24 protein-coding genes and 1 pseudogene are annotated in these 23,012 nt (G+C 75.1%); 10 read left to right on the top strand and 15 right to left on the bottom strand.

What is annotated here, in order from left to right; translation table 11 throughout:
• From PAI11_RS26715 to PAI11_RS01555, 4 genes and pseudogenes are all read left to right on the top strand, one after another.
• Positions 1-878: pseudogene (locus PAI11_RS26715) on the top strand (hypothetical protein); the annotation flags it as partial.
• Positions 879-938: 60 nt separating this feature from the next.
• Complete coding sequence (locus tag PAI11_RS01565) at positions 939-1,721, top strand: phosphatase PAP2 family protein (protein ID WP_007570113.1); 783 nt, start codon at positions 939-941, stop codon at positions 1,719-1,721.
• Between the two features lie 158 nt (positions 1,722-1,879).
• Positions 1,880-2,488 (top strand): uracil-DNA glycosylase family protein, encoded by a 609-nt coding sequence (locus PAI11_RS01560; protein WP_007570111.1) that lies wholly within the window; start codon positions 1,880-1,882, stop codon positions 2,486-2,488.
• Entirely contained in the window at positions 2,461-3,174 is a 714-nt protein-coding gene (locus PAI11_RS01555; RefSeq protein ID WP_007570109.1) for a hypothetical protein, read from the top strand. The genes PAI11_RS01560 and PAI11_RS01555 overlap by 28 nt, the downstream gene beginning before the upstream one ends.
• On the opposite strand, the gene PAI11_RS01550 is transcribed toward PAI11_RS01555, so the two are convergent.
• Entirely contained in the window at positions 3,171-4,124 is a 954-nt protein-coding gene (locus PAI11_RS01550) for a zinc-binding dehydrogenase (RefSeq protein WP_007570107.1), read from the bottom strand. The genes PAI11_RS01555 and PAI11_RS01550 overlap by 4 nt on opposite strands.
• Before the next feature lie 158 nt (positions 4,125-4,282).
• On the opposite strand from PAI11_RS01550, the gene PAI11_RS01545 reads away from it, so the two are divergent.
• A complete protein-coding gene (locus PAI11_RS01545; RefSeq protein ID WP_007570104.1) occupies positions 4,283-4,741 on the top strand; it encodes a MarR family winged helix-turn-helix transcriptional regulator in 459 nt (152 codons plus the stop codon).
• Here PAI11_RS01545 and rlmD read toward each other — a convergent pair.
• From rlmD to argF, 3 genes are all read right to left on the bottom strand, one after another.
• The gene (gene rlmD / locus PAI11_RS01540) at positions 4,738-6,171 is read right to left on the bottom strand and encodes a 23S rRNA (uracil(1939)-C(5))-methyltransferase RlmD (RefSeq protein WP_007570101.1); all 1,434 of its coding nucleotides are present in this window, start codon (positions 6,169-6,171) and stop codon (positions 4,738-4,740) included. The two genes, PAI11_RS01545 and rlmD, sit on opposite strands and share 4 nt — an antisense overlap.
• Positions 6,172-6,624: 453 nt before the next feature.
• Entirely contained in the window at positions 6,625-7,122 is a 498-nt protein-coding gene (locus PAI11_RS01535; RefSeq protein WP_007570098.1) for a hypothetical protein, read from the bottom strand.
• Between the two features lie 105 nt (positions 7,123-7,227).
• Complete coding sequence (argF, locus tag PAI11_RS01530) at positions 7,228-8,142, bottom strand: ornithine carbamoyltransferase (protein WP_007570096.1); 915 nt, start codon at positions 8,140-8,142, stop codon at positions 7,228-7,230.
• Positions 8,143-8,237: 95 nt separating this feature from the next.
• On the opposite strand from argF, the gene PAI11_RS01525 reads away from it, so the two are divergent.
• Both PAI11_RS01525 and PAI11_RS23735 read left to right on the top strand, forming a co-directional pair.
• Positions 8,238-8,966, top strand: coding sequence for an endonuclease/exonuclease/phosphatase family protein (locus PAI11_RS01525; protein ID WP_138974043.1), 729 nt, complete (start codon positions 8,238-8,240; stop codon positions 8,964-8,966).
• Between the two features lie 42 nt (positions 8,967-9,008).
• A complete protein-coding gene (locus PAI11_RS23735) occupies positions 9,009-9,443 on the top strand; it encodes a cupredoxin domain-containing protein (RefSeq protein WP_007570092.1) in 435 nt (144 codons plus the stop codon).
• 121 nt (positions 9,444-9,564) lie between these two features.
• Here PAI11_RS23735 and PAI11_RS01515 read toward each other — a convergent pair whose 3' ends face one another.
• The 7 genes from PAI11_RS01515 to PAI11_RS01485 form a co-directional block, all read right to left on the bottom strand.
• Complete coding sequence (locus PAI11_RS01515) at positions 9,565-10,053, bottom strand: ester cyclase (protein ID WP_007570090.1); 489 nt, start codon at positions 10,051-10,053, stop codon at positions 9,565-9,567.
• A gap of 36 nt (positions 10,054-10,089) precedes the next feature.
• Entirely contained in the window at positions 10,090-10,896 is an 807-nt protein-coding gene (locus PAI11_RS01510) for a thiazole synthase (RefSeq protein ID WP_007570088.1), read from the bottom strand.
• Between the two features lie 5 nt (positions 10,897-10,901).
• The gene (locus PAI11_RS23730) at positions 10,902-11,591 is read right to left on the bottom strand and encodes an HAD-IA family hydrolase (RefSeq protein ID WP_007570086.1); all 690 of its coding nucleotides are present in this window, start codon (positions 11,589-11,591) and stop codon (positions 10,902-10,904) included.
• A 27-nt stretch (positions 11,592-11,618) separates the two neighbouring features.
• On the bottom strand, positions 11,619-12,749 hold the full coding sequence (locus PAI11_RS01500; protein WP_040597622.1) for an acetoin dehydrogenase dihydrolipoyllysine-residue acetyltransferase subunit: 1,131 nt from the start codon (positions 12,747-12,749) through the stop codon (positions 11,619-11,621).
• Positions 12,749-13,777, bottom strand: coding sequence for an alpha-ketoacid dehydrogenase subunit beta (locus PAI11_RS01495; RefSeq protein WP_007570082.1), 1,029 nt, complete (start codon positions 13,775-13,777; stop codon positions 12,749-12,751). Before PAI11_RS01495 ends, PAI11_RS01500 begins: the two co-directional genes overlap by 1 nt.
• 15 nt (positions 13,778-13,792) lie before the next feature.
• Positions 13,793-14,788, bottom strand: coding sequence for a thiamine pyrophosphate-dependent dehydrogenase E1 component subunit alpha (locus PAI11_RS01490; protein ID WP_007570080.1), 996 nt, complete (start codon positions 14,786-14,788; stop codon positions 13,793-13,795).
• Between the two features lie 112 nt (positions 14,789-14,900).
• Positions 14,901-15,935 carry an NAD(+)/NADH kinase gene (locus PAI11_RS01485; RefSeq protein WP_040597619.1) on the bottom strand — a complete coding sequence of 345 codons (1,035 nt, stop codon included), beginning with the start codon at positions 15,933-15,935 and terminating at the stop codon, positions 14,901-14,903.
• A gap of 193 nt (positions 15,936-16,128) precedes the next feature.
• On the opposite strand from PAI11_RS01485, the gene PAI11_RS01480 reads away from it, so the two are divergent.
• From PAI11_RS01480 to PAI11_RS01470, 3 genes are all read left to right on the top strand, one after another.
• Complete coding sequence (locus PAI11_RS01480) at positions 16,129-16,899, top strand: glucose 1-dehydrogenase (protein WP_040597617.1); 771 nt, start codon at positions 16,129-16,131, stop codon at positions 16,897-16,899.
• Between the two features lie 150 nt (positions 16,900-17,049).
• Positions 17,050-18,774, top strand: a complete 1,725-nt coding sequence (locus PAI11_RS01475) for a sigma-54-dependent transcriptional regulator family protein (RefSeq protein WP_050897059.1) — start codon at positions 17,050-17,052, stop codon at positions 18,772-18,774.
• A gap of 61 nt (positions 18,775-18,835) precedes the next feature.
• Positions 18,836-19,858 carry a M48 family metallopeptidase gene (locus PAI11_RS01470; protein WP_007570076.1) on the top strand — a complete coding sequence of 341 codons (1,023 nt, stop codon included), beginning with the start codon at positions 18,836-18,838 and terminating at the stop codon, positions 19,856-19,858.
• Here PAI11_RS01470 and PAI11_RS01465 read toward each other — a convergent pair.
• From PAI11_RS01465 to PAI11_RS01450, 4 genes are all read right to left on the bottom strand, one after another.
• Entirely contained in the window at positions 19,855-20,817 is a 963-nt protein-coding gene (locus PAI11_RS01465; RefSeq protein WP_007570075.1) for an MIP/aquaporin family protein, read from the bottom strand. The genes PAI11_RS01470 and PAI11_RS01465 overlap by 4 nt on opposite strands.
• A complete protein-coding gene (locus tag PAI11_RS01460; RefSeq protein ID WP_007570074.1) occupies positions 20,814-21,935 on the bottom strand; it encodes a 2,3-butanediol dehydrogenase in 1,122 nt (373 codons plus the stop codon). The genes PAI11_RS01465 and PAI11_RS01460 overlap by 4 nt, the downstream gene beginning before the upstream one ends.
• A gap of 193 nt (positions 21,936-22,128) precedes the next feature.
• The gene (gene thiS, locus PAI11_RS01455) at positions 22,129-22,356 is read right to left on the bottom strand and encodes a sulfur carrier protein ThiS (RefSeq protein ID WP_007570073.1); all 228 of its coding nucleotides are present in this window, start codon (positions 22,354-22,356) and stop codon (positions 22,129-22,131) included.
• Positions 22,349-23,012 (bottom strand): FAD-dependent oxidoreductase (locus tag PAI11_RS01450; RefSeq protein WP_040597615.1); only part of this gene is annotated, 664 nt, incomplete at its 5' end. The genes thiS and PAI11_RS01450, both read right to left, overlap by 8 nt.

Here is a 23,012-nt window from a genome sequence, read left to right as displayed (position 1 = left end):
GGCGACCCGGGCGATCGGCGCTCCCGCCGCCGCCCGCCGCGGTCGCCCGCATCGCGCGGTCGTCCGCGGCCGTCCGCGCGCGGGCGCTGCTCCCCGCGGCCACCGTCCTGCTGCTGGTCGCGTTCCTCTACTGGCAGTGGTACCCGCCGGTCCGCGACGCCGTCCAGGCGGCCGGCGACGACAGCGCCCGCGCGAGCTACTACGCGCCGCTGGCCGCCCAGCTGCGCGAGCGCGTCGCCGCGAGCCCCGCCCGGGTCGAGATCCCGCCCACCGCCCGCCGCGGCGAGGCGCGCTGGATCGGCCCCGAGATCCCGCTCGCGCGCGGCTGGATCCGCCAGCTGGACCGCGATCGCAACGGGCTCTTCTACGCCGGCCGCCTGACCGCGGACCGCTACCGCCGGTGGCTCGCCGAGAACGCCGTCGGCTGGGTCGCGCTGCCCGACGCGACGCCGGACCATGCCTCGCGCCAGGAGGTGGCGCTGCTGCGCGACCCGCGAGCGCGACGGGCGATCGGGCTGCGGCCGGCCTGGCGGAACCGGCACTGGGTGCTCTACCGCTTCACCCGTGACGCGCCGCTGCTGATCCAGGCGCGGGATCGCGACGGCGACCCGATCGGCATCGACGGCTTCGGCGGCGATCGCGCGCGGGTGTCGGAGCTGACCGCCGACCGCGTCGTCCTGCGGGGAACCGCGGCCGGCGACTTCGCCCTCCGCGTCCGCTACTCCCCTTTCCTCGAGGTCAAGCACGGATCCGCGTGCCTGTCAACCGACTCCGGAGGGTGGACACACGTCCGCCTGATGGTTCACGGTACGGTTACATTGGGAACCGGTCTACCGGGTCCCTGGCGACGCGCGCAACCGGCGAACTGCGACCGGTAGCGCTCCGCCGGCGCGTGGACACGCCACGCCCCCGCCCGTCGCTCCGACCCCGTTCGTCCCATGCCAGCGTTCCTGACCCGCCCCGTCCGCTTCCTGCCCAACGGCATCCTCGATGCCCTGGCCAACCTGGCGATCGTGATGGCGGCGTACTGGACGTACCGCTACTCACGGGGCATGGTCGACTACGAGATGGCGGCCAGCACGGCGTTCGCCAACGCCGACTGGATCGTCTCGGTCGAGCGGGCGCTGCACCTGGACATGGAGGGGGGCCTGCAGCGGTTCGCGGGCAACGTCCCCGGGCTGCTGGACGGCTCCAGCTTCATGTACATCAACTTCCAGAGCACGGTCACGTTCGGCGCGATGGCCTACATCTACGCGGTCCACAACCGCGCGTTCGGCTTCGTCCGCAACATGTTCATCGTCGCCTGGTTCATCGCGCTGGTCTGCTACGTACTGGTGCCGACGGCGCCGCCGCGCCTGGTCCCGGGCCTCGGGATCCACGACGCGGTCGCCTCGTTCACCAACATCGACCCGGACAGCCACAGCGTCAGCAAGCTGTTCAACCCCTACGCCGCGGTGCCCTCGATGCACGTCGGCTTCGCGTTGATGATCGGCGTCCCGCTGGCGCGGCTCTCCAAGCACAAGGTCACGCGCTGGTTCTGGGCCGTGTACCCGCTGGCGGTGACGTTCGTCGTGATGGCGACGGGCAACCACTTCTTCCTCGACGCCGTCTTCGGCGCGATGACGGTCGGGGTCGCCGCGGTGGTGGCCCGCCAGCTCGGCCAGCTGCGGCCCCACGCCTGGCAGTTCGGCGCCGCGGTGCGCGAAGCGCCCTCGTCCTGACGCGGCGGCCGGGCCACCCGCGGCTCGCATCGCGGCGTCGCGTGCGACAGGATTCCGTCAACTCCTGCTCGCCCGCTCATGCAGCACGGATTGCTGCATACGGCAACCGCCCCTGCAGCCGCGAGGACGCGCCGCCCCGCGGGCCAATCCACGCCGCGATGCCCGCGACCGACGACGAGATCCACGAGAAGTACCTCGACCGTGCGATCCGTGAGATCAACTCGTTGACCCACGACCTGCACGCCTGCGAGCGCTGCCCGCGCGGCGAGGCGCTGCCGGTCGTCGGGTCCGGCCACCCACAGGCCGACGTCTTCCTGCTCAAGCAGCGCGCGACCCGCGCCGAGATCGAGGAGGGCGTCGCCTTCTACGGTCGCGGCGGCGCCGCGGTCCTGAAGAGCCTCAAGCGGCTCGGGATCGACCCGACCACGATCTACGGCACGCTCTGCGTCAAGTGCCCCGTCGACGAGCCCAGCTGGGCCGGCGACGCCGGCTGCATCGCCCGCGTCGCCGAGGAGCTGGCGATCGTCCAGCCACGGATCATCGTCGTGATGGGCGCCGACGCGCTCGCGACGCTGAACGAGCTGGACGTCCCGCTGGCCGAGCCGCTGCGCGAGGAGCCCGGGGTGCTGCAGCGGTTCACGCCCTCCTGCCAGGTGCTGATGACCCCCTCGATCGACGACGCCCTCGACGAGCTGCACGCCAAGCAGGCGTTCTGGACGGCGTTCCGGGAGCTCGGCACGTGGCACGACTCGCTGCCGCCCTACTAGCGATCCTGGGCGGCCTGGCCGTCCTGCTGCTCGCCGCCCCGGACCTGCCCGAGCTGCAGCCGCCGGGGCGCGCGGCGCTGGTCGCCGCGGTCCCGCCGATCGTCCTGCTCGGCGCCCTGACCTACGTGATGGGCCCGCTGGTGCGGATCCCGCTGGCGCTCGCCGGCCTGGCCGCCGCCGGCGGCCTGCTGACCGCCGCCGCCGCGGCCCAGAACGCCCACGGCGGCGGCACGCTGCCCGAGGCGCTGCTGGCGATCGCGCTCGGGCTGCTGTTCGCCCGCGTCTTCGACCTCGGCGCGTTCGTGATCGGCGTCCCGCTGGTGATCGGCGCGATCGACCTGATCACGACCCTCGGCAGCAGCGCGGTCCGGACCTGGCCGCAGCCGCTGCCGGGCGGCGAGCCGCTGACGCTCGAGCTGCCGCTCTGGGGCGCCGACGTCGCCGCCGGCTCGCTGTCGATCGCGACCGTGCTGTTCCTGGCGGCGCTGCAGGGCTACGCGGTCCGCCAGCGGCTGCGACCGGCCGGGACCGCGGCCGGGATGACCGCGGCGCTGGTCGGCGCCTACCTGCTGGAGTGGCGCCTGGACCGGCCGATGCCGCAGACCGCCTTCGTCGCCGCCGGCTTCCTGATCGCGTGCAGCGACGTGCTGCCGCGCTGGTGGCGCTCCGGCGGCTTCGAGCGCTAGGGGACCACCACGATCTTGCCGAGCTTGCCGCCGGCGGCGAAGCGCTCGTAGGCGGCGGCGACGTCGGCGAGCGGGAAGGTCGCCGCAACCGGCACGGTGATCGCGCCGCGGGCGACCAGCGGCAGCACCTCGTGCTCGACCAGCCGGGCGGCGGCGGCCTTCTCCTCGAGCGGTCGCGCGCGCAGCGTCGAGGCGCTGATCCGGCCGCGCTTGCCCATCAGCGCCAGCAGGTTGACCTCGGCCTTGAAGCCGGCGCCGACCCCGATCACGACGATCCGGCCGCCGGTCGCCAGCCACCGCAGGTTGGTCGCCATGTTCGGCGCGCCGACCAGCTCGAGGATCACGTCGAAGGGCTCGTGCTCGGCGCCGTCGGCGACCAGGTCCTCCGGCGTCAGGACGACGTCGGCGCCGAGCGCGGCGACGGCCTCGTGCTGCTCGCGGTTGCGAACCGACGCGGTGACGTGGGCGCCGATCCCCCGCCCCAGCTGGACCGCGGCCGTGCCGACGCCGCCCGCGGCGCCGTGGATCAGCAGCCGCTCGCCCGGTCGCAGCCCGGCCTGGGTCGCGATCGCGTCGTGGGCGGTCGTGAAGACCTCGCTGAAGCCGCCCGCCTGGGGCCAGTCGAGGCCGTCCGGGACCGGCGTCACCTGCCGCTCGTGGACGACCAGCAGCTCGGCCTGACCGCCCCCGCCGACGATCCCGGTGACGCGGCTCCCCGGCGCGAACCGGAAGCCGTCGCGGCCGCTCTCCACGACCTCGCCGGCGAACTCGAGCCCAGGGATGTCGGCCGGGCTGCCGGGCGGCGCCGGGTAGCCGCCGCGGCGCTGGAGCATGTCGGCGCCGTTGAGCCCCGCGGCGCGCACGCGGACCAGCAGCTCGCCGGGCCCGGGGGTCGGATCGGGGTGCTCGGCGACGAGCACCTCGCCATCGCGGATCGTGGCGGCGCGCATGCCGCGACACGCTACCCAGCGAACCTCGCCGGCGCCCGGCGCGGTGGCGCCCGACGAGCGCCGACCCGCCGATCGTCGGGCTCGGTGGAGATGCCTGTTCGTCTACGAAGTACGCCTGTTCTTGGAGTCGCCGCCCAAGCGTCGGCTACCCTCGCGACGTGTCAACCGACCCCTACGACCACCTCCAGCACGAGCTGGCGGTGCTGGCGCGCCGCTCCGAGCGGGTGCGCCTGGCCGCCGCCGACGCCGCCCGCTCGCCGCTCGATCGCTCGGGCTACCTGCTGCTGGCCCATCTCGACGAGCGCGGCGAGCAGACGATGAGCGATCTCGCGACCGCCTTCGACCTCGACGCGTCGACGGTCACGCGCCAGATCGCGCCGCTCGAGCGCCGGGGCTACGTGTCGCGGGCCCGCAGCGACGTCGACCGCCGGGCGACCCTGGTCCAGATCACCGACAGCGGCCGCGCCGAGCGCGAGCTCGTGCGCGAGGCCCGAACGACCCTGATGGGCCGCCGGCTGGCCGAATGGTCGGTCGAGGACGTGACCGCGCTGGCCGACCTGCTGGAGCGCCTCAACACGGTCCTCAGCGAGGCCGACGGCGCCGCGCCGCCGAGCTAGCGCCTGTCGAGGACCGCGACGCACTCCACGTGCGGGGTCTGCGGGAAGAGGTCGACCGGGCGGACCTTGCGCAGCACGTAGCCCTCGTCGACCAGCCGCGCCGCGTCGGGCGCGAGCGTCGTCGGGTTGCAGGAGACGTAGACGATCCGCTTGGGCGCGGCCTCTGCGATCCGCCGGCAGACCCGCGGACCGACGCCGGCCCGCGGCGGGTCGACGACCAGCACGTCGGGCCGGCCCGCGTGCTCGACCGCGTCCGGTAGCCCGGTGCGCGCGTCGGAGGCGAGGAAGCGGGCGTTGCGGACGTCGTTCAGCTGCGCGTTGTAGGTCGCGTCGCGGATCGAGTCCTCGACGATCTCGACGCCGACCAGCTCGCCGGCGCGGGCGGCCATCGTCAGGCCGACGGCGCCGCTGCCGCAGTAGAGGTCGAAGAGCCGCTCCCAGCCCTGCAGGTCGGCGTACTCGCCGGCGATCCCGTACAGCTTCTCCGCCATCACGGTGTTGGTCTGGAAGAAGCCCTCGGGGCTGATCCGCATCCGCAGGCCGGAGATCTCCTCGTGCAGGTAGGCGTCGCCCGACACCAGCTCGGTCTCGCCGCCGTAGGTCGTCTCGCCGACGTCGTGCATCTGGGTCCAGAGCAGGCCGGTGACCGGGCCGTCCATCGCCTCCTGGAGCCGCGTCGACAGGCTGAGCGCGTCGAACTCGCCGACGCTGGTCACGATCCGGACCTGGAGCTCGCCGGTGCGGATCCCCTCGCGGACGACGAGGTTGCGCAGGAAGCCCTGCTGGAGCTTGCGATCGTAGGCCCCGAGCCCCTCGTCGACGCACCACTGGTGGACGACCCGCCGCGCCTGGTTGCCGACCTCGGACGCCAGCAGGCAGTCCTCGATGTGCTCGATCCGCTGCCAGGACCCGGCCGCGTGGAAGCCGCAGAGCAGCGACCCGTCCTGGGCCTCGCCGAACGAGTACTCGAGCTTGTTGCGGTAGCGCCACTGCTGCTCGGCCGGGACGATCGGCTCGATCTCGACGTCGGCGTGCCCGCCCAGGCGACGCAGGGCGTCCTCGACCTGCTCGGCCTTGATCTCCAGCTGCCGCTCGTAGGAGAGGACCTGCCAGGGGGCGCCGGGGTGGTCGGCGGCCGGCGCGATCCGCTCGGGCGAGGGCTCCAGGACCTCCTGGACCAGCGCCTCGCCGTAGTCGCGCTTGCGCTTGGTGACCGTCGCCCGGACGCGGTCGCCCGGGATCCCGCCGCGGACGAAGACGACCCAGCCGTGCTCGGTGCGGGCGACGCCGTTGCCGCCGTGGGCGAGCGACTCGACCCGCAGGTCGAGCACGTCGCCGCGCTTCGGCCGCGGGGCGCGTGGCGTTGCGGTCGGCGCCGCGGCGCCCTCGGGCACGGTCTCGGTCGGGGAGTCGGGGGCGCCGTCGGACATCGACCAAGGGTGACATGACGCCGGGGGACGGCGCCCTTCCCCAATCCCGACCCATCGAGTTGGCATTCCGCGACGCGGTGCGCTACGGTACGCCGCGGTCGCGAGAGTTAGGGCGACCTTCCTCTCGCCGATGACCGACCACCCGAGCACCCGCCGCCCCGCAGCTCGCCCCGCCATGACCGTCGTGCCCGACAGGGCCGGCGGACGGGCGGGCTGCGGGAGCGGTGCCGGGATCGGCCGTCGGTCCGCGGCCACCGAACGTCCTCCGATGACGGTTCCCCGATCGCCCCGGCGGTCGGGACCCCCCAGCCTCGGAAGACAGGGGACCACCGGGACTCCCGCGCGTTGAGGGACGCGCGGGGAGCGGGGTCCGGGCGCTGTGAGGGGTGCCCGGACCCCGCGTCACCGGTCCCGGCAGCCTGAGGACCGGCGCGGGCGCCGGGCCGCTCGACCTCAGCCGAGCTTGCGCTCGATCGCGCGCAGCACCGTCTTGCGGTTCGCCGTGCGACCCTCGTGGTCGCCGACCCGCCGCAGCTCGGCCGCGCTCAGCCCGTCGAGCGCCTGGATCACCTCGGCCGCCGTCATCTCGTCGTAGCCGGCGATCGGCAACGCCGGAACGGCCGCGCGCGGCTCGTCCTCGCCGTCGCCCCCGCCGGGACGCTGCCCGATGATCCGGCCGCGGCCGCGGCCCAGCAGCTGCTCCAGCTCGCTGCGCAGCTCCTCGGTCTGACGGCGCCCGGCGGCGACGATCGTGGCCGCCAGCTCGTGCGCGTCGTTGCGGGTCATCCGGCCGCGGCGGACCGCGTCCTCGATCGCCTCCTGGACCCGCTCGCCCGTGACGACGACGCCCTGGGCCAGCAGCTTGGCCAGCCCGCTCAGCTGCGCCCCGCTCTCCGCGTCGGCCGGCGCGTCCTCGGAGGATGGGTCGCGGGGCTGGGTCTTGTCGCTCATGGCTCCACTTCGGGACGGGAGGGGAGGTCCGATGTCCGCCACCGAGACTATCCGACGTCTTTCGCTGCCGGACCCGGCGGCGGGCCGGGGACGTCCGCGCGTCGCTCAGCCACCGAAGGGGCCGCGCCGCAGCGCCCACTCGAGCAGCGCCTTCTGGGCGTGACGGCGGTTCTCCGCCTGGTCCCAGATCCGCTGGCGGTCGCCGTAGAGGACCTCGGCGGTGATCTCCTCGCCGGGGTGCGCCGGCAGGCAGTGCAGCGCGATCGCCCCGGGCGCGGCGGCGTCGAGCAGGGCGTCGTCGATCCGGTACGGCTCGAGCGCCGCGCGGCGGGCGTCGGCCGTCGCCTCGTCGCCCATCGAGACCCAGACGTCGGCGTAGAGGGCGTCGGCGCCGGCGACCCCGGTGCCCGGGTCGCTGGCGAGCGTCGCCGGGGTGCCGGGCTCCAGCTGGTAGCCGTCGGGGGCCACGACCGTGACCGCGAGGCCGGCGATCGCGCCGACCAGCGCCAGCGAGCGGGCGACGTTGTTGCCGTCGCCGACGTAGGCCAGCCGCAGGTCGTCGAGCCCGCCGTCGGCGCCGAGCCGGTCGGGGAACGCCTCCTGCAGGGTCAGCAGGTCGGCGACCGCCTGGCACGGGTGGTGGCCCTCGGTCAGCAGGTTGATCACCGGCACCGACCCCTCGGCCGCCAGCTCCTCCAGCAGCGCGTCGGCGTGGGTGCGGATCCCGATCGCGGCGACGTGGCGGCTGAGCACCAGCGCGGTGTCCTTGACCGACTCCCCGCGCGAGAGCTGCATCTCGTCGGGCCGCAGCAGCAGCGGGTGGGCGCCCAGCTCGACGACGCCGGCCTCCATCGAGACGCGGGTCCGGGTCGACGGCTTGTGGAAGATCAGCGCGACGCTCGCGCCGGCCAGGCTGGTGGCGCCGAGGGTCGGATCGGCCTTCAGCTCGCGAGCGCGGCGGAGGACGGCCAGGAGGTCGTCGCGGGTCAGCTCGGTGCCGGTCAGCAGATGGCGCGTCACCCCGGAGAACCTAGCGGGCCCGAGGCGGTCGGCGGGTGTCGATCGCGGACCGGGTCGGCGGGTTCGAGCCGGGCGGTCCGTCACGATCGCCGACGATGCGCGTGCTCAGCTGGAACCTGTTCCACGGGCGGGCGGAACCGCCCGCCGGCCGGCCGCTGCTGCACGAGTTCGCGGTCGCCCTGCGCGACTGGCCGTGGGACGTGGCGCTGCTGCAGGAGGTCCCGCCGTGGTGGCCGCCGGCGCTGGCGCGGGCGAGCGGGGCGCGGTGGCGAGCGGCGAGGACCTCGCGCAACGGGTGCCTGCCGCTGCGGCGCGCGATCGCCGCCCGCCGGCCCGACTGGCTGAAGAGCAACGGCGGCGGCGCCAACGCGATCCTCGTGCGCGGCGGGCTGCGGGTCGACGCCGACGCCAGCGCGGTCCTGCGGACGCGGCCCGAGCGGCGCGTCGCCCACGCGCTGCGGATCGCCGACCCGCGCGGCGGGCCGTTCGACGGCGCCTGGATCGGCAACGTCCACGCGCAGCTGGGCGCCTGGGACGACCACGGCGGGATGGATGCGCCGGCCGCCGACCTGGCCCTGGCCCTCGAGCGCCTGCGGCAGTGGTCGGGGTCCGGCGACGCGCCGGTGGCGATCCTCGGGGGCGACCTGAACCTGCCCGCTCCCGCGGTCCAGGAGCGGCTGCCGGCCGGATGGCTGCGCGCCTGCTCGCACGGGCCCGACCACGTGCTGTGCGTCGGCGCCGGGCCCGCGCGGCGGGGCGGGACCCTCGAGCGCGGGTCGCTCTCGGACCACGCGCCGATCGCCGTCGACCTGCGCCGGGGCTGATCCGGCGCTCGACCGCCGGCGCGCGGCTCTACCATCCCGCGCATGCCTGGCCTCGCCGACTCGTCGCTCCCCCGCCGTTCGTTCCTCGTCGTGGCCGCCGCCGGCGCGCTCGGCCTCACCGTCGCCGGCTGCGGCGACGACGAGGGCAGTGCCAGCACGACCGCGAGCACGGCGGCCGACGCGACGACCGGGACCACCACGGAGAGCGCCAAGCCGGCCTCGGGCGCCCTGGCGATCGCGATGAAGGACATCCAGTTCACCCCCAAGGTCGCGACCGCCAAGGTCGGCCAGGAGGTCGTCTGGACCAACGACGACGCCGTCCAGCACGATGTCCGCGCGCTCCAGGGCGCCGACTTCCACTCCGACACCTTCGGCAAGGGCGGGACCTACTCGTTCACCCCGAAGAAGGCCGGCACCATCGAGTACGACTGCTCGCTGCACCCCGGGATGGTCGGGACCTTGAAGGTCGTCGCCTGACGGCCGCCCTGGCGGATGCTGAGGGGGACGTGGACCGAGGAGGTCGGTGCGGACGAGCGAGAGCCGTACGCAGTACTGCCGAGCGCTGGCCGTGGCGCGATCCGAAGCGTCCACGTCCCCCTCAGCGCCGCCAGAGCAGGCCGAAGCCCTGAATCGCGCGCACCGCGCGGTCGGCGACGGTACCGGTCGCCGGCAGGATCCCGAGCTGGACGGCGGCGTCGAAGCGGTCGCTGAAGAGCCGGACCCGCCACAGCCGGTGGGCGGTCGCGTCGAGCTCGCAGACGAGCACGCCGTGGAGGGCCAGGAACCGCTCGGTCGCCGGCAGGCTGCCGATCGGGCCGAGGTTGTTGCCGACCAGCCGCAGCGGCAGCGCGACGATCCGGTCGCCGTCGTGGAGGCAGGGGCCGGTCGCCTCGACCCGCGCGTCGGGGAACGCCTCCCACAGCTGGGCCAGGTGGTCGCCGAGCTGGTCCGGCCCCAGCAGCGGGGCGTCGGCGAACGCGTCCTCGTAGTGGACGTCGTGCGTGACGAGGCGGGCGATCAGCTGCCGGTCGCGACCGACGATCGCCTTCGTCACCCTCGTCAGCAGCGCTTCGCCGTCGATCTGCACCGACACATCATGACCTTCGGCCGCGCTCGCTCGGCGCTAGAGGTCGGGCGTGCCCGCGACCGGCGTCGACGGCAGGGCGTGGGTCCGGCGCGGGATCCGGCCGGCGGTCCGCGCCAGACGCCCGGCCTCGACGCCGCTGCGGATTGCGCGGGCCATCCGGACCGGGTCCTCGGCGCGGCTGATCGCGCTCGCGCAGAGCACCGCGTCGCAGCCCAGCTCCATCGCCAGCGCCGCTTCCGAGGCCGTGCCGATCCCGGCGTCGAGGACCACGGGCACCCCGGCCCGCTCGACGATCAGCTCGATGTTGTGGGGGTTGCGGATCCCGAGCCCGGAGCCGATCGGCGAGCCGAGCGGCATCACCGCGGCGCAGCCGACGTCCTCCAGCCGGCGGGCGAGGATCGGGTCGTCGTTGGTGTAGGGCAGGACGACGAAGCCGTCGGCGACCAGCTGCTCGGCCGCGGCCAGCAGCTCGACGGCGTCCGGCAGCAGCGTCCGGTCGTCCCCGATCACCTCGAGCTTGATCAGGTCGGTGGCGAACGCCTCGCGGGCGAGCTTGGCCGTCAGGACCGCGTCGCGGGCGGTGAAGCAGCCGGCGGTGTTGGGCAGCAGCTCCACCCCGCAGCGGTCGAGCACGTCGATCAGCGATCCCCGCTGGTCGGGGTCGACCCGCCGCAGCGCCAGGGTCACCAGCGCCGTGCCCGAGGCACGGATCGCCTGCTCCATCGTCTGCAGCCGCGCGAACCCGCCGGTCCCCAGCAGCAGCCGCGAGTCGAGCGTCCGCTCGCCGATCCGCAGCGGGTCGGCCGCGGTCGCGGCGATCGGACTGGCGCTGCTCGGATCCATGCCGCTCAGCGTAGCTCCGGCGACGCAGCGCCGACGATGCCGAGCCGCTCCGGCAGGGTCGCGACCGGCGGGTCGAGGAAGCCCAGGCCGGCCGCCGCGGCGCCGTCGCGGTCGACCGGCTCGTCGCCGAGGTGCGCGACCGCCTCGGCCGGCAGCCCCAGCAGCTCCAGCGCGCCGTCGAAGATCCGCGGGTCGGGCTTCGCCACGCCGGCCCCGGCCGAGGTCACGACGCCGTCCAGGTGCTCCGCCAGCCCCAGCCGCGCGAGGTGGCGCGGCAGGTCGCTGTCCCAGTTGGAGACGCAGACGAGCCGCAGGCCCGCCGCCCGGCAGGCGGCCAGCGCCGCGGCGGCGCCCGGCAGCGGCTCGAACGCGAGCGCGGCCAGGAAGCCGTCGAGGAACCCCGCCTCGTCGCCCAGCGGCCGCGGCACGGCCAGCTCGTCGAGCAGCTCGGTCACGCAGCGCTCGCGGAGGTCCCGCAGGCCGGCCGCGTCGCGCCCGTCCAGGTGGTGGGCCCGGTAGTAGGCGATCTCCCGCCGCAGCGCCCGCCCGACCGCGCCGGCCGGCCGCGGGACGCCGTGCGCGACCAGCAGCCGGCCGAGCGCCGGGGTCGGGTCGCGCAGGACGACCAGGCAGCCCATCGCGTCGATCGTCAGGCCCGCGATCGGGCGACCGTCCAGGTGGGCGGCGGCGCTCATCGAGCGATCATCCCCGAGTCGACCGACTCAGGCCGGGACCGCCCCGAGGACGTGCGCGGCGACCAGCCGGTGGACGTCGCCCGCCCGCTCGACGTGCGGCGAGTGGCCCGTGTCGTCGAGCAGCTCGACCCGCACGCCGTCGGGGACCAGCTCGGCGTGGGCGGCCGGGATCACGCGGTCCTGGCGACCCCAGATCACCAGCGCCGGGACGTCGTCGAGCGCCAGCCGGCCGGGATCGACGTCGGCCTGGCGGCCGTCGCGGAAGCCGTGGCCGGCGATCGCCCGCAGGGCCGCGTCGACGCCGTCGAGCCGCTTGTACCGCAGGACCTCGTCGACCAGCTCGCGGGTGACCGTGCCCTCGGCCGCGAACAGCTGGGCCAGGACCGGCTTCAGCTGCTTGCGGCTGGTGGCGGCGACGAAGCCGTCGATGTACTCGATCGAGATCTCGGGGCCGAGGCCGGCCGGGGCGATCAGCGACAGCGACAGGACGCGGTCCGGGTGCTCGGCGGCGATCGCGGTCGCCACCAGCCCGCCGAGCGAGTGCCCGACCAGATGCGCCCGCTCGACGCCGCGCGCGTCCAGCACGCCCAGCACCGCCCCCGTCAGGACGGCCAGCCTGCCGTCGCCGACGTCCTTCGACGAGCCGCCGTGCCCGGGCAGGTCGATCGCGATCAGCGACCGTTCCTTCGCCCACTCGGGGATCACGAACCGCCAGTTGTCCAGATCGCCGCCGAAGCCGTGGATCAGGACCAGCGGCGGGCCGTCGTCGTCGGCGGGGCCGGTGGCGAGGATCCGCACCCGGCGGCCGTCGACCTCGACCGCCTCGGTCGCGGGGCCGGCGTCCTCGTCGGCGTCGGGCGGGACGAAGCTCGCCTGGGCCTCGGCGACGAACGCGTCGACCTCGGCCGCGTCCGTGGCGGGGTCGCCGACCACGGCCAGCAGCGCCCCGACCGGCAGCGTCTCGCCCTCGGCCGCCACCCGTCGCAGCAGCGTGCCGGCGTCCGGCGCCTCGACGGCGCCGTCGATCTTCTCGGTCGAGACCTCGACGACCTGGTCGCCGGCCGCGATCTGCTCGCCCTCCTCCAGCAGCCACTCGACGATCGTGCCCTCGGTCATCGAGAGCCCCCACTTGGGCATCGTCAGCTGCAGCAGCGCCATCACGCCACCCCCGCCGGGGCCGCCGCGCCGGTCACCTCGCGCACCGCCGCCGCGACCTTCGCGGCGTCCGGCACGTAGGCGTCCTCGAGCACCGGCGAGAACGGCACCGGGGTGTGCGGCGGCGTGACCGTGCGGATCGGCGCCTTGAGGTCGCCGAACGCCTTCTCGGCCGCCAGCGCCGCGATGTCGGCGGCGAAGCCGCAGCGCGGTCCCGCCTCGTCGACCACGACCAGCCGGCCGGTCTCCTCGATGCTCTCGAGGATCGTCTCCTCGTCGAGCGGCGAGGTCGTCCGCGGGTCGACGATCTCGGCCTCGATCCCCTCGCCGGCCAGGACCTTCGCCGCCTCCTGCGCGACGCCAACCATCCGCCCGAGCGCGACGATCGTGACGTCGCCGCCCGAGCGGACGACGTTCGCCTCGCCGAACGGGATCGCGTAGGCCTCCTCCGGCACGTCGCCCTCGAGCGTGTAGAGCGCCTTGTGCTCGAAGAAGATCACCGGGTCGTCGTCGCGGATCGACTGGATCAGCAGGCCCTTGGCGTCGTAGGCGCTCGACGGCACCACGACCTTGATCCCCGGGACGTGGGTGAACATCGGGTAGAGCGCCTGCGAGTGCTGCGAGGCGGCGCGGATGCCGGCACCGAACATCGTCCGCAGCACCATCGGCGTCACCGCCTTGCCGCCGAACATGTAGCGGAACTTCGCCGCCTGGTTGAGGATCTGGTCGAAGCAGACGCCCATGAAGTCGACGAACATCAGCTCGGCGACCGGCCGCAGCCCGGAGGCCGCCGCGCCGGCGGCGGCGCCGACGTAGGCCGCCTCGCTGATCGGGGTGTCGAGGATCCGGTCCGGGAACCTCGCGTGGATCCCCTTGGTGACCCCGAGGACGCCGCCCCAGGCGTCGAGGACGCCCGGTGCGCCGCTGCCGCCGACGACGTCCTCGCCGAAGACGACGACGCGCTCGTCGCGCTCCATCTCCTGGAGCATCGCCTCGTTGATCGCGTTCTGGAAGCTGGTCTTGCGTGCCATGGTGGTGCCCTCGTCCTAGTAGTCGACGTAGACGTCGGTGAGGACCTCGGAGAGATCCGGTACGGCGGCCGCCTTGGCCCTGGCGACCGACGACTCGATCTGCGCCAGCGCCTCGGCGTCGATCGCGTCGAGCTCGGCGGCGGCGATCAGGCCGCCCTCGGTGACCGCCGCCCGGAAGCCGTCCAGGCAGTCGCGGGTCGCCCGCAGCTCCTCGACCTCGCCCGGAGCGCGGTAGGTCTGCTGGTCGCCCTCGAAGTGCCCGTAGTAGCGGTTGGTCTTGCACTCGAGCAGCGTCGGGCCGTCGCCGCGGCGGGCGCGGCCGATCGCCTCGCCGGCCGCCTCGTGGACGGCGAAGAAGTCGTGACCGTCGACGACCACGCCGGGGATCCCGAAGCCGTCGGCGCGCTTGGCGACGTCGAGGCCCGAGGAGTGGAACTCGTTCGAGGTCGCCTCGGCGTAGCCGTTGTTCTCGACCACGAAGACGACCGGCAGGTTCCAGACCGCGGCGAGGTTCAGGCTCTCCAGGAACATGCCCTGGTTGGAGCCGCCGTCGCCGGTGAACGAGACGCCGACCTGGGCGGTCTTGCGGATCCGGGCCGTCAGCCCGACGCCGCAGACCAGCGGCGGGCCGGCGCCGACGATGCCGTTGGCGCCGAGCATCCCCTTCGACAGGTCGGCGATGTGCATCGAGCCGCCCTTGCCGTGGCAGATGCCGTCGTAGCGGCCGTAGATCTCGGCCATCATCCCGTCGACGTCGCAGCCCTTGGCCAGCGCGTGACCGTGGCCGCGGTGGGTCGAGGCGACGTAGTCGTCGTCGTTCAGGTGGCTGATGACGCCGGCCGCGATCGCCTCCTCGCCGGCGTAGAGGTGGACGAAGCCGGGGATCTCGCCGGTGGCGAACTCGCGGTGCAGGCGCTCCTCGAACTCGCGGATCACCCGCATCGTCCGGTAGCCGGCCAGCAGCTCCTGGCTCGTGAGCCCGCCGACGGCGGGCGGTGTGGTCGTCGACATCGACGTGCTCCCTGTGGGTCGGATCCCCCGTCGCGGCCTCCCTGCCGGCGGGGCGGGGACGACCGTAGATCCGGCCGGGTTGCGGCCACGTTGCCTGCCGCGGCCGGTCGCGTCAGGCGGTCGCGAGGGCCCGGCGCGGCTCGTGGGCGGCGGCCCGCAGGACCGCGTCGACGTCGACCGTCCGCGGCCCCGCGACCAGCCGCACCAGCGCCCGGTCGTCGCGGCGCAGCTCGATCTCGCGTTCGCCGTCGAGGGCGATGCTGCCGTCGGCCGGCTCCAGCTCGACCGCCTCGCCGAGCGCGATCCGGCGGTGGTCGCGGACCCCGACGGGCACCACCACGCCCGGCGCCAGCGGCACCACCACCCGCCGCGGCGCCGCGGCCACCGGGGCCAGCCGCACGTGCAGCCCCTGGCGACCGCCGCGCCGGACCGGGTCGAGCGCGGCGGCGACCGACGACAGCCCGATCGCCGACGGGCTGGCGTGGGTGACCAGCAGCTCGCGCAGGTCGTCGGCCCGCGAGACGGCGCGAGCGCCGACGAACCGCTGGCCGGTGACGGCCAGGTCGACCAGCGCCAGGTCCTCGACCGGATCGCGGTCGCCGGCGGCCCGCTCGACGCGGACGTGCAGCGCCGCCTCGCGCCGCAGGCCGTCGGTCCCGGCCCGGCCGCTGGCCACCAGCCCGACCGCGAGCCCGGCGACGGTCGCCTCGCGCATCTCGGGGAAGGCGTTGTTGGTGCCGGTCGAGAGCGGGCAGAGCGGGATCTCGCCGCAGCCGCGCGCGATCAGCCGCTGGGTGCCGTCGCCGCCGAGCCCGACGATCGCCGCGACCCCCTCGGCGACCATCGCGGCGACGGCCCGCTCGCTGTCGCGCGCGGTCTCCGTCACCGGCTGGTCGAGGAACCGCAGCGCCGGCAGCGGAGCGGAGCCCGGCGGCTGGCGGGTGGCCAGCTGGCGGCGCAGGACGCCCGCCACGCTCGGCGCGGTCGGCATCATCACGACCTCGTCGATCCCGCTCGCCGCCAGGCCGTGCATCAGCCGCAGCACCATCGACGCCTTCTCCGCGTTGTCGAACACCGAGGCGCCCGAGGTCAGGCGGCGGACGTCGCGGCCGCTCGCGGGGTTGGCGATCACGCCGACGCTGGTCATCGCGCCAGCGAACCAGAGCCGACGTTGCGCGCACGACGCGTGCCCGTCGGCCGTCGCCCGCCCTCGATCCGCGGCGATGCGACGTCGGCGCAACCCGCGCCGGCCTAGCGTCCGCTCGCCGGTCGTGGGACCGGGGGCGGCGCGACCGCCCGGAGCGGGCGCCGAGCGCGCCCGGGAGACGAGGAGAGCGACGATGACGGGACGACTCGAGGGCCGTAGCTGCGTGGTCACGGGCGGCGGGCGCGGGATCGGCGAGGCGATCGCCGAGCGACTGGTGGCCGACGGCGCGCGGGTCGTGGTGGCCGACGTCGACGGCGACGCCGCGGCGGCGGTCGCCGAGCGGCTCGGCGAGCGGGCGGCAGCGGCCGCCTGCGACGTCGGCGAGCGCGACCAGATCGCCGGCGCGCTCGACCTGGCCGTGTCGCTGCACGGCGGGCTCGACGTGCTCTTCAACAACGCCGGGATCGCGCTGACCAAGCCGTTCCTGGAGACCGACGAGCAGGACTTCGAGCGGCTGATGCGGGTCAACGTGCTCGGCGTGATGCTCGGGACCCAGGAGGCGGCCAAGCGGATGAGCGGCGGCGGCAAGGTCGTCAACACCGCCTCGATCGCGGGCAAGCAGGGCTACGCGATGCTCAGCCTCTACAGCGCGACGAAGTTCGCGGTGGTCGCGCTGACCCAGGCCAACGCCCGCGAGCTGGCGCCCGACGGCATCACCGTCAACGCGATCTGCCCCGGGGTCGTCGGGACCGAGATGTGGAAGCAGATCGACCGCGCGTTCCTGGCCCACGGGCAGACCTCGCGCGAGGGCGAGGCGTTCGAGACGTTCTCGGCCGGGATCCTGCTCGGCCGCGCCTCGCGGCCGGACGACCTGGCCGGGATCGCGTCGTTCCTGGCCTCGTCCGACAGCGACTACGTGACCGGCCAGTCGTGGCAGGTCGACGGCGGGATGGTCCTGCAGTAGGCGACCCGCGCGGCGCGCCGACGACCGACGTTGCAACGACGTTGCGTCGGCGCGCCAACGCCATCGCGCGGCCCGGACGCGGCCGCGCGCCGTTCCTATACTCGGCTTCGAGGAGGGAGTCCGCCGCCGGTCGGCGCGCGGACGCACGCGATGCAGACGCAACGCAAGAACCCCTGGGTGGCACTGGAGGCCTCGGCCGATCCGGTCGACCTGGCCCGCCGCCTGCAGGCGGCGCACAGCGCGGTGATCGCGCACGACGCGCGGGTCCCCGCCGACGTCCGGCCGGTGGTGCTGGAGTCGTGGCGGCGGACGGCCGGCGCCGGCGTCGACCCGGACGACCACGATCCGCCGGTCGTGCTCGACGAGCACCGGATCGACGACGCGCGCCGCGAGCACCCGCTCGCGATCACGCTGCCGGCGGTCCGCCAGGCGGTCGGGCGGGTCGCCCAGGACGCCGGCCACCTGCTCGTCGTCACCGACGCGAGCGGCACCCTGCTGTGGGCCGAGGGCCACTCGGCGGTCAAGGACGCCGCCTGGCACCTGGGGTTCTTCGAGGGCGCGCGCTGGGCCGAGGCCGACGTCGGCACCAACGCGATCGGGACCGCGCTGGCGATCGACCACCCGGTCCAGATCTTCTCCGGCGAGCACTTCGTCCGCACCCACCACCCGTGGGTCTGCTCGGGCGCGCCGATCCACGATCCGGAGACCGGCGCGGCGCTGGGCGTGATCGACCTCAGCGGGCCGCTGCGGACCGCGCATCCGATGATCCTCGGCTTCGTCACCAGCGCCGCCCGGATGGCGGAGCACCTGCTGGCCGAGCGGATGCACCAGCGCGACCGGGTCCTCCACGAGGCGCTGCTCGAGGACCTCGAGCACCGCACCCACGGACGCTGCGCCGTCGTCAGCCGGACCGGGCGGGTCGTCGCGAGCTGGCCCCACGGCTGGCTGAGCGGCCGGATCGACCTGACGTCGCCGGGCAGCCGCGTGACCCTGCCCGACGGCACCGTCGGCCAGCTGGAGCCGGTCGGGGCCGGCGTCGGGTTCCTCGTCCGCAGCACCGCGGCCGGCTGCCCGACCCCGGGCGGGATGCTGCTGGCCGAGGCCAGGGTCGCCGCGATCGCCGAGCCCGCGCCGGCCGGATCGCCCGTCGCGGGTCCGGCCCCCGCCGCGTCGGCGCCGGCGCCGGCGGGCACGGCCGTCGTCGCCCGCGGCGCCGGCCCGGGCCATCCGCCCCCCGCCGTCCGCGACCACCATCCCGAGGACGCGACCGTGGTCACGCTGCTGACCGATGGCACGCCCCATGTCCGCTGGCCGGGCGGCGGCACCGAGGTCGGGCTCCGCCACGCCGAGATCCTCTGCCTGCTGGCGCTCCACCCGGGCGGCCTCAGCGGTGAGCAGCTGGCGCTGCGGCTCTACGGCGAGGCCGGCAACCCGGTCACCGTCCGGGCCGAGATCTCGCGCCTGCGGCGGCTGCTGGGCGAGCGGCTGCAGACCCGCCCCTACCGCCTGGCCGAGCCGTTCGACGTCGACGTCGTCGGGGTCCGCGAGGCGCTCCGCGACGGGCGCCTGACCGAGGCGATGCTGCGCTACGCCGTGCCGCTGCTGCCGCGCTCGCAGGCGCCCGGCGTCGTCGAGCTGCGCGACGAGCTCGAGGGCGCGCTGCAGTGCGCGGCCCGGGGCTCCAACGACGCGGCGACGCTGCTGGCCTGGATCGAGACGACCGAGGGCCACGAGGACCTGCCCGCCCACCAGCGGCTGTCGGCCGTGCTGGCCGACGACGACCCGCGGGCGCCGCTGGTCCACGCGCGCACCGCGCGGCTGGAGCAGCGGCTGGCCGGACGCGATCCCTACGCCGAGCCCGCCCGCGGTCGCTGAGCGGCGACGCGCCAGGGCGGCGGCGGTCGGACCGGCCGCCGGAGGCGGGTAGCCTGCGGGCATGAGCGACAGCTCCCCCGTCCTCGGCTACCGCCTGCGCCAGCTCGACGAGCGGGTCCTCCGCCACCCGGCCGACCGTGCCGCCACCGCCGCCCTCAAGGGCATCCCCGGGCTCGACACGGTCCTGCGGAAGCTGATCGAGCTCGGCTACGAGCGCGCGCTGCGGCAGGAGGCGCTGGCCTCGTCGGTGCGGATCGGCCCGCAGCAGCTGCCCGAGGTCTGGACGCTGCACCAGGCCGCGTTCGCGACCCTCGACGTCGACCCGATCCCGGAGCTGTACCTGGCGGCCTTCCCGCGGATCAACGCGCTGACGATCGGCTCGCAGGAGCCGCTGGTGCTCGTCTACTCGCAGACGCTCGACGTGCTCGACGACCAGCAGCGGCGGGTGGTCCTGGCCCACGAGGCCGCGCACGTGATGTGCGACCACGTCCTCTACGGCACGGCGCTGCAGATCATCGCCCGGATCACCGCCGCCGGGGCGATGTCCGGCCCGCTGCCGACGAAGCTCTCGCTGCTGGCGATCCGCCACGCGCTGCTGGAGTGGTCGCGCGCCGCCGAGCTGACCTGCGACCGGGTCGCGGCGCTGGTCGTGCGCGACCCGCTGCTGGTCTGCCGGACCCTGATGTCGATCGCCGCCGGGACCGCCAGCGACCGGCTGGACCTCAACGCGTTCCTCGCCCAGGCCGACGACTACGGCCGTCACGGCCGCAGCCTGCCCGGCCGCTGGACCAAGATCAACCTCGAGCTCGGCACCACCCATCCGCTCGCCGTCAACCGCGCCCACCAGCTGATGGAGTGGGTCAAGTCCGGCGACTACGAGCGGATCCGCGACGGCGACTACCCGCGCCGCGGCGACGGCTCCGGCCCCAGCGCCGGCGACGAGGCCCGCGCCGCCGGCGAGTACTACAAGGATCGGATCACCGGTGCCTTCAAGGACATCGCCGGCCAGGCCGAGGAGGCCACGAAGACCGTCTCGGACTGGCTGGCGAAGAACCTCGGCGACAACGACCGCCAGGACGACTAGAGGTCCTCGGCGACCCGCCCGTGCTCCTGGACCCCGCGGGCCGGGGGCTTGCGGGCGATCAGGACCTTGCGGATCACCCCGTCGTAGGCGAACGCGCCGATCAGCCCGCCGACCAGCGGCCCCAGGATCGGGATCCACATGTAGGCGTCGACGTTGCCGTAGTTCCCGGGCAGCGCCACCGATCCCCAGCCCTCGAACCAGGCCAGGATCCGCGGCCCGAGGTCGCGCGCGGGGTTGATCGCGTAGCCGGCGTTGGGGCCGAACGCGATCCCGATCACGACCACGATCAGGCCGATCAGGAACGGCGACAGGTTGCCCTTCGGCGGCAGGTTGTGCTCGTCGACGACCGCCAGCACCAGCCCGACCAGGAACGCCGTGCCGATCACCTGGTCGAGGAACGGGCCGAACCAGCTCGTGAAGTACGGCGCCGGGGTCGTGCCCCAGATGCCGAACGTCGCGGCCGAGTCCGCGCTGCCGCGGGTGATGTGGTGCGCCGCCTCGAAGGCGTTGATCGCGTCGTGGTAGTTCCAGTAGATCAGCGCCGCCCCGAGGAACGCCCCGATCACCTGGACGGCCCAGTAGGCCGGGACCTTGCGCCACGGGAAGCCGCGGCGGGCCGCCATCGCCAGCGTGATCGCGGGGTTGAGGTGGGCCCCGGTGACGCCCCCGGCGACGTAGATCGCGAAGACGACCGCGAACCCGGCGCCCCAGGCGATCAGCATCCAGTCGCCGGAGGCCTGGAAGACGGCCTGGGTCCTCCCGGACTCGGTCAGGCCGACCACCGCCGCCGCGACGACGCCGTTGATCAGCGCCATCAGGACGAAGGTGCCGGCCAGCTCGGCGACCAGCTCGCCGGCGAACGTCGCCCGCAGCCGGTCGGCGCGGCGCCGGATCCGCTCGCGGACCGGCGCCGGCCGCAGCGCCGCCGCGGGCGGCGGCTCGCGCGTGATCGTGCTCATCCCGCCGCTCCGTCGCCGGCCGCGGCCGCCGCCAGCTGCTGCCCGCCGACGCCGGCCCGGTCGGGGCGCGGGTCGACGAGGATCTTCACGTGCCGGTCCTTGTTGGCGACCAGCTCGAGGAAGCCCTGCTCGATCACGTCCTCCAGCGGCACCCGCCCGGTGATGAACGGTGCCGCGTCGATCCGCCCGTCGGCGAGCAGCTCGATCGCCCGCGGGAAGTCGTCGACGTAGGCCAGGCAGCCGACGATCGTGCGCTCGGCGAGCACGACGTCGTTGAAGTGCAGCGAGACCGGCTCCTCGAAGACGCCGACGATCGCCGCCGTGCCGCCCTTGCGCAGCGCCCGCACCGCGATCCCGAGCGTCGCCTCGTTGCCGACGCACTCGAAGCTGACGTCGACCCCGCGGCCGCCGTCGGTCAGCGCCTGGATCTGCGCGACCGGGTCGCCGTCGGCCGGGTCGATCACGTAGCTGGCGCCCGCGTCGAGGGCCTGCTGCTTGCGGGCCGCGGCCCGCTCGACGACGTAGGTCGCGCCCGCGCCGGCGGCCCGCGCCGCCGCCAGGGTCACCAGCCCGATCGGGCCGGCGCCGACGATCGCCACCTGGTCGCCGGCCCGCATCTCGCTGCGGCGGACGGCGTGGACGGCGACGGCGAGCGGCTCGATCAGGGCGCCCTCCTCGTCGGAGACCTCGTCCGGCAGGCCGTAGACCACGTACTCCGGGACCTGGACCAGCGGCGCCAGGCCGCCGTCGGCGGCCAGCCCGACGAAGCCCATCGTGTCCGAGCGGATGTACTGGCCCTGGCGGCAGTACCAGTCCTCGTTGTCCCGCAGGGCCGCGTCGACCGTCACCCGGTCGCCGGCCGCGAACCGCTCGACGCCGGTCCCGACGTCGACGATCCGACCGGAGAACTCGTGCCCCAGCGTCACCGGCGGCGTCTTGCCGGTCAGCGGGTGGGGCTCGGTCGGGATGAAGATCGGGCCCTTCAGGTACTCGTGCAGATCGGTCCCGCAGATCCCGCACCAGGCGACCTCGATGATCACGTGGCCGGGCCGGCTCTGGGGCTCCGGGACGTCCTCGACCCGCAGGTCCTCGCGACCGTGCCAGCGCAGCGCCCTCATGCTCCGCTCCCGGTCCGCGCGATGGTGGCCGGGCCGCTGACCCGGGCCGTGTGCTCTTCCCGCATGCTGCTCCTCCTCGAAGCTGGGTTGCGGAGGCGACCGTAGGAGCGACCCCGTTGCGGGAACCGTGCGTCGACGTTGCGGGGAGCGGCCGGTCGTCGCGGCGCGCGGGCGGCGGGTCCGGGCGCGAGGCTCAGCCGCCCTGGATCGCCGAGAGCACCTCGACCCGCGCCCCGGGGCGCAGCACGTGCGCGTCCCAGCCGCCCCGCGGGACGACCTCGCCGTCGATCGCGACCGCGACGCCGCGGCCGCCGGCCGGGACGCCGAGCGTCGCCAGCAGCTCGGCGACGGTCCGGCCGGCGACCGCTCGCGGCTCGCCGTTGACGACGACGGCCTCGGGATCGCTCGACGGCTCAGGCACGGTGCTCCTCCAGGATCGGGATCGGTTCCGCGGTCGGCTCCAGCCGTCGCGGGTCGACGGAGCGCAGCAGCGCGGGATCGGCGTCCGCGGGCGCCGGCCGCGCGCCGACGGCGGTCGCCAGCAGCGACCCGGTCAGCGACGCCAGCAGGACGCCGTTGCGGTGGTGGCCGGTGCACCACCAGAGGCCGTCGACGGTCGCCGACGGACCGATCGCCGCCAGCCCGTCGGGCGTCGTCGGGCGGAGGCCGGCGAGCGTCTCCTCGATCCGCAGCTCCAGGATCCCGGGCACCAGCTCGGCGCCGTCGCGCAGCAGGTCGTGGACCGCCCAGGCGGTCAGCGAGCGGTCGAACCCCTGCTCCTCGGTGGTCGCGCCGAGCACGTAGCGGCCGTCGTCGCGCGGGACCAGGTAGCCGCTCCCGAAGCGGACGACGCGCTCGACCAGGCCCGGGCCGGCGGGGTCGCGCAGCACCAGCAGCTGGCCCTTGACCGGGCGGACCGGGATCCGGGCGGCGTCGGGCAGCCCCGGCAGCTGCGAGGACCAGGCGCCCGCCGCGACGACCACCGCCGCGGCCGCGATCGTCGCGCCGTCCGCCAGCGCGACCCCGGTCGCCCGGCCGCCGCGGACCAGCAGCCGCTCGACCGCGACGCCGCAGCGC

Source organism: Patulibacter medicamentivorans (assembly GCF_000240225.1).
In the GTDB taxonomy this organism is placed as follows: domain Bacteria; phylum Actinomycetota; class Thermoleophilia; order Solirubrobacterales; family Solirubrobacteraceae; genus Patulibacter; species Patulibacter medicamentivorans.
This window is presented reverse-complemented; position numbering and strand designations above follow the sequence as displayed.

Coding starts and splice junctions, on each gene's coding strand:
- PAI11_RS01495 (WP_007570082.1), bottom strand. CDS start 13,777: ATGGCACGCAAGACCAGCTTCCAGAACGCGATCAACGAGGCGATGCTC.
- PAI11_RS01460 (WP_007570074.1), bottom strand. CDS start 21,935: ATGAGGGCGCTGCGCTGGCACGGTCGCGAGGACCTGCGGGTCGAGGAC.
- PAI11_RS23735 (WP_007570092.1), top strand. CDS start 9,009: ATGCCTGGCCTCGCCGACTCGTCGCTCCCCCGCCGTTCGTTCCTCGTC.
- PAI11_RS01465 (WP_007570075.1), bottom strand. CDS start 20,817: ATGAGCACGATCACGCGCGAGCCGCCGCCCGCGGCGGCGCTGCGGCCG.
- PAI11_RS01480 (WP_040597617.1), top strand. CDS start 16,129: ATGACGGGACGACTCGAGGGCCGTAGCTGCGTGGTCACGGGCGGCGGG.
- PAI11_RS01510 (WP_007570088.1), bottom strand. CDS start 10,896: ATGGATCCGAGCAGCGCCAGTCCGATCGCCGCGACCGCGGCCGACCCG.
- PAI11_RS01535 (WP_007570098.1), bottom strand. CDS start 7,122: ATGAGCGACAAGACCCAGCCCCGCGACCCATCCTCCGAGGACGCGCCG.
- PAI11_RS01490 (WP_007570080.1), bottom strand. CDS start 14,788: ATGTCGACGACCACACCGCCCGCCGTCGGCGGGCTCACGAGCCAGGAG.
- PAI11_RS01560 (WP_007570111.1), top strand. CDS start 1,880: ATGCCCGCGACCGACGACGAGATCCACGAGAAGTACCTCGACCGTGCG.
- rlmD (WP_007570101.1), bottom strand. CDS start 6,171: ATGTCCGACGGCGCCCCCGACTCCCCGACCGAGACCGTGCCCGAGGGC.
- PAI11_RS01470 (WP_007570076.1), top strand. CDS start 18,836: ATGAGCGACAGCTCCCCCGTCCTCGGCTACCGCCTGCGCCAGCTCGAC.
- PAI11_RS01485 (WP_040597619.1), bottom strand. CDS start 15,935: ATGACCAGCGTCGGCGTGATCGCCAACCCCGCGAGCGGCCGCGACGTC.
- PAI11_RS01550 (WP_007570107.1), bottom strand. CDS start 4,124: ATGCGCGCCGCCACGATCCGCGATGGCGAGGTGCTCGTCGCCGAGCAC.
- PAI11_RS01475 (WP_050897059.1), top strand. CDS start 17,050: ATGCAGACGCAACGCAAGAACCCCTGGGTGGCACTGGAGGCCTCGGCC.
- PAI11_RS01565 (WP_007570113.1), top strand. CDS start 939: ATGCCAGCGTTCCTGACCCGCCCCGTCCGCTTCCTGCCCAACGGCATC.
- PAI11_RS01525 (WP_138974043.1), top strand. CDS start 8,238: ATGCGCGTGCTCAGCTGGAACCTGTTCCACGGGCGGGCGGAACCGCCC.
- PAI11_RS23730 (WP_007570086.1), bottom strand. CDS start 11,591: ATGAGCGCCGCCGCCCACCTGGACGGTCGCCCGATCGCGGGCCTGACG.
- PAI11_RS01500 (WP_040597622.1), bottom strand. CDS start 12,749: ATGGCGCTGCTGCAGCTGACGATGCCCAAGTGGGGGCTCTCGATGACC.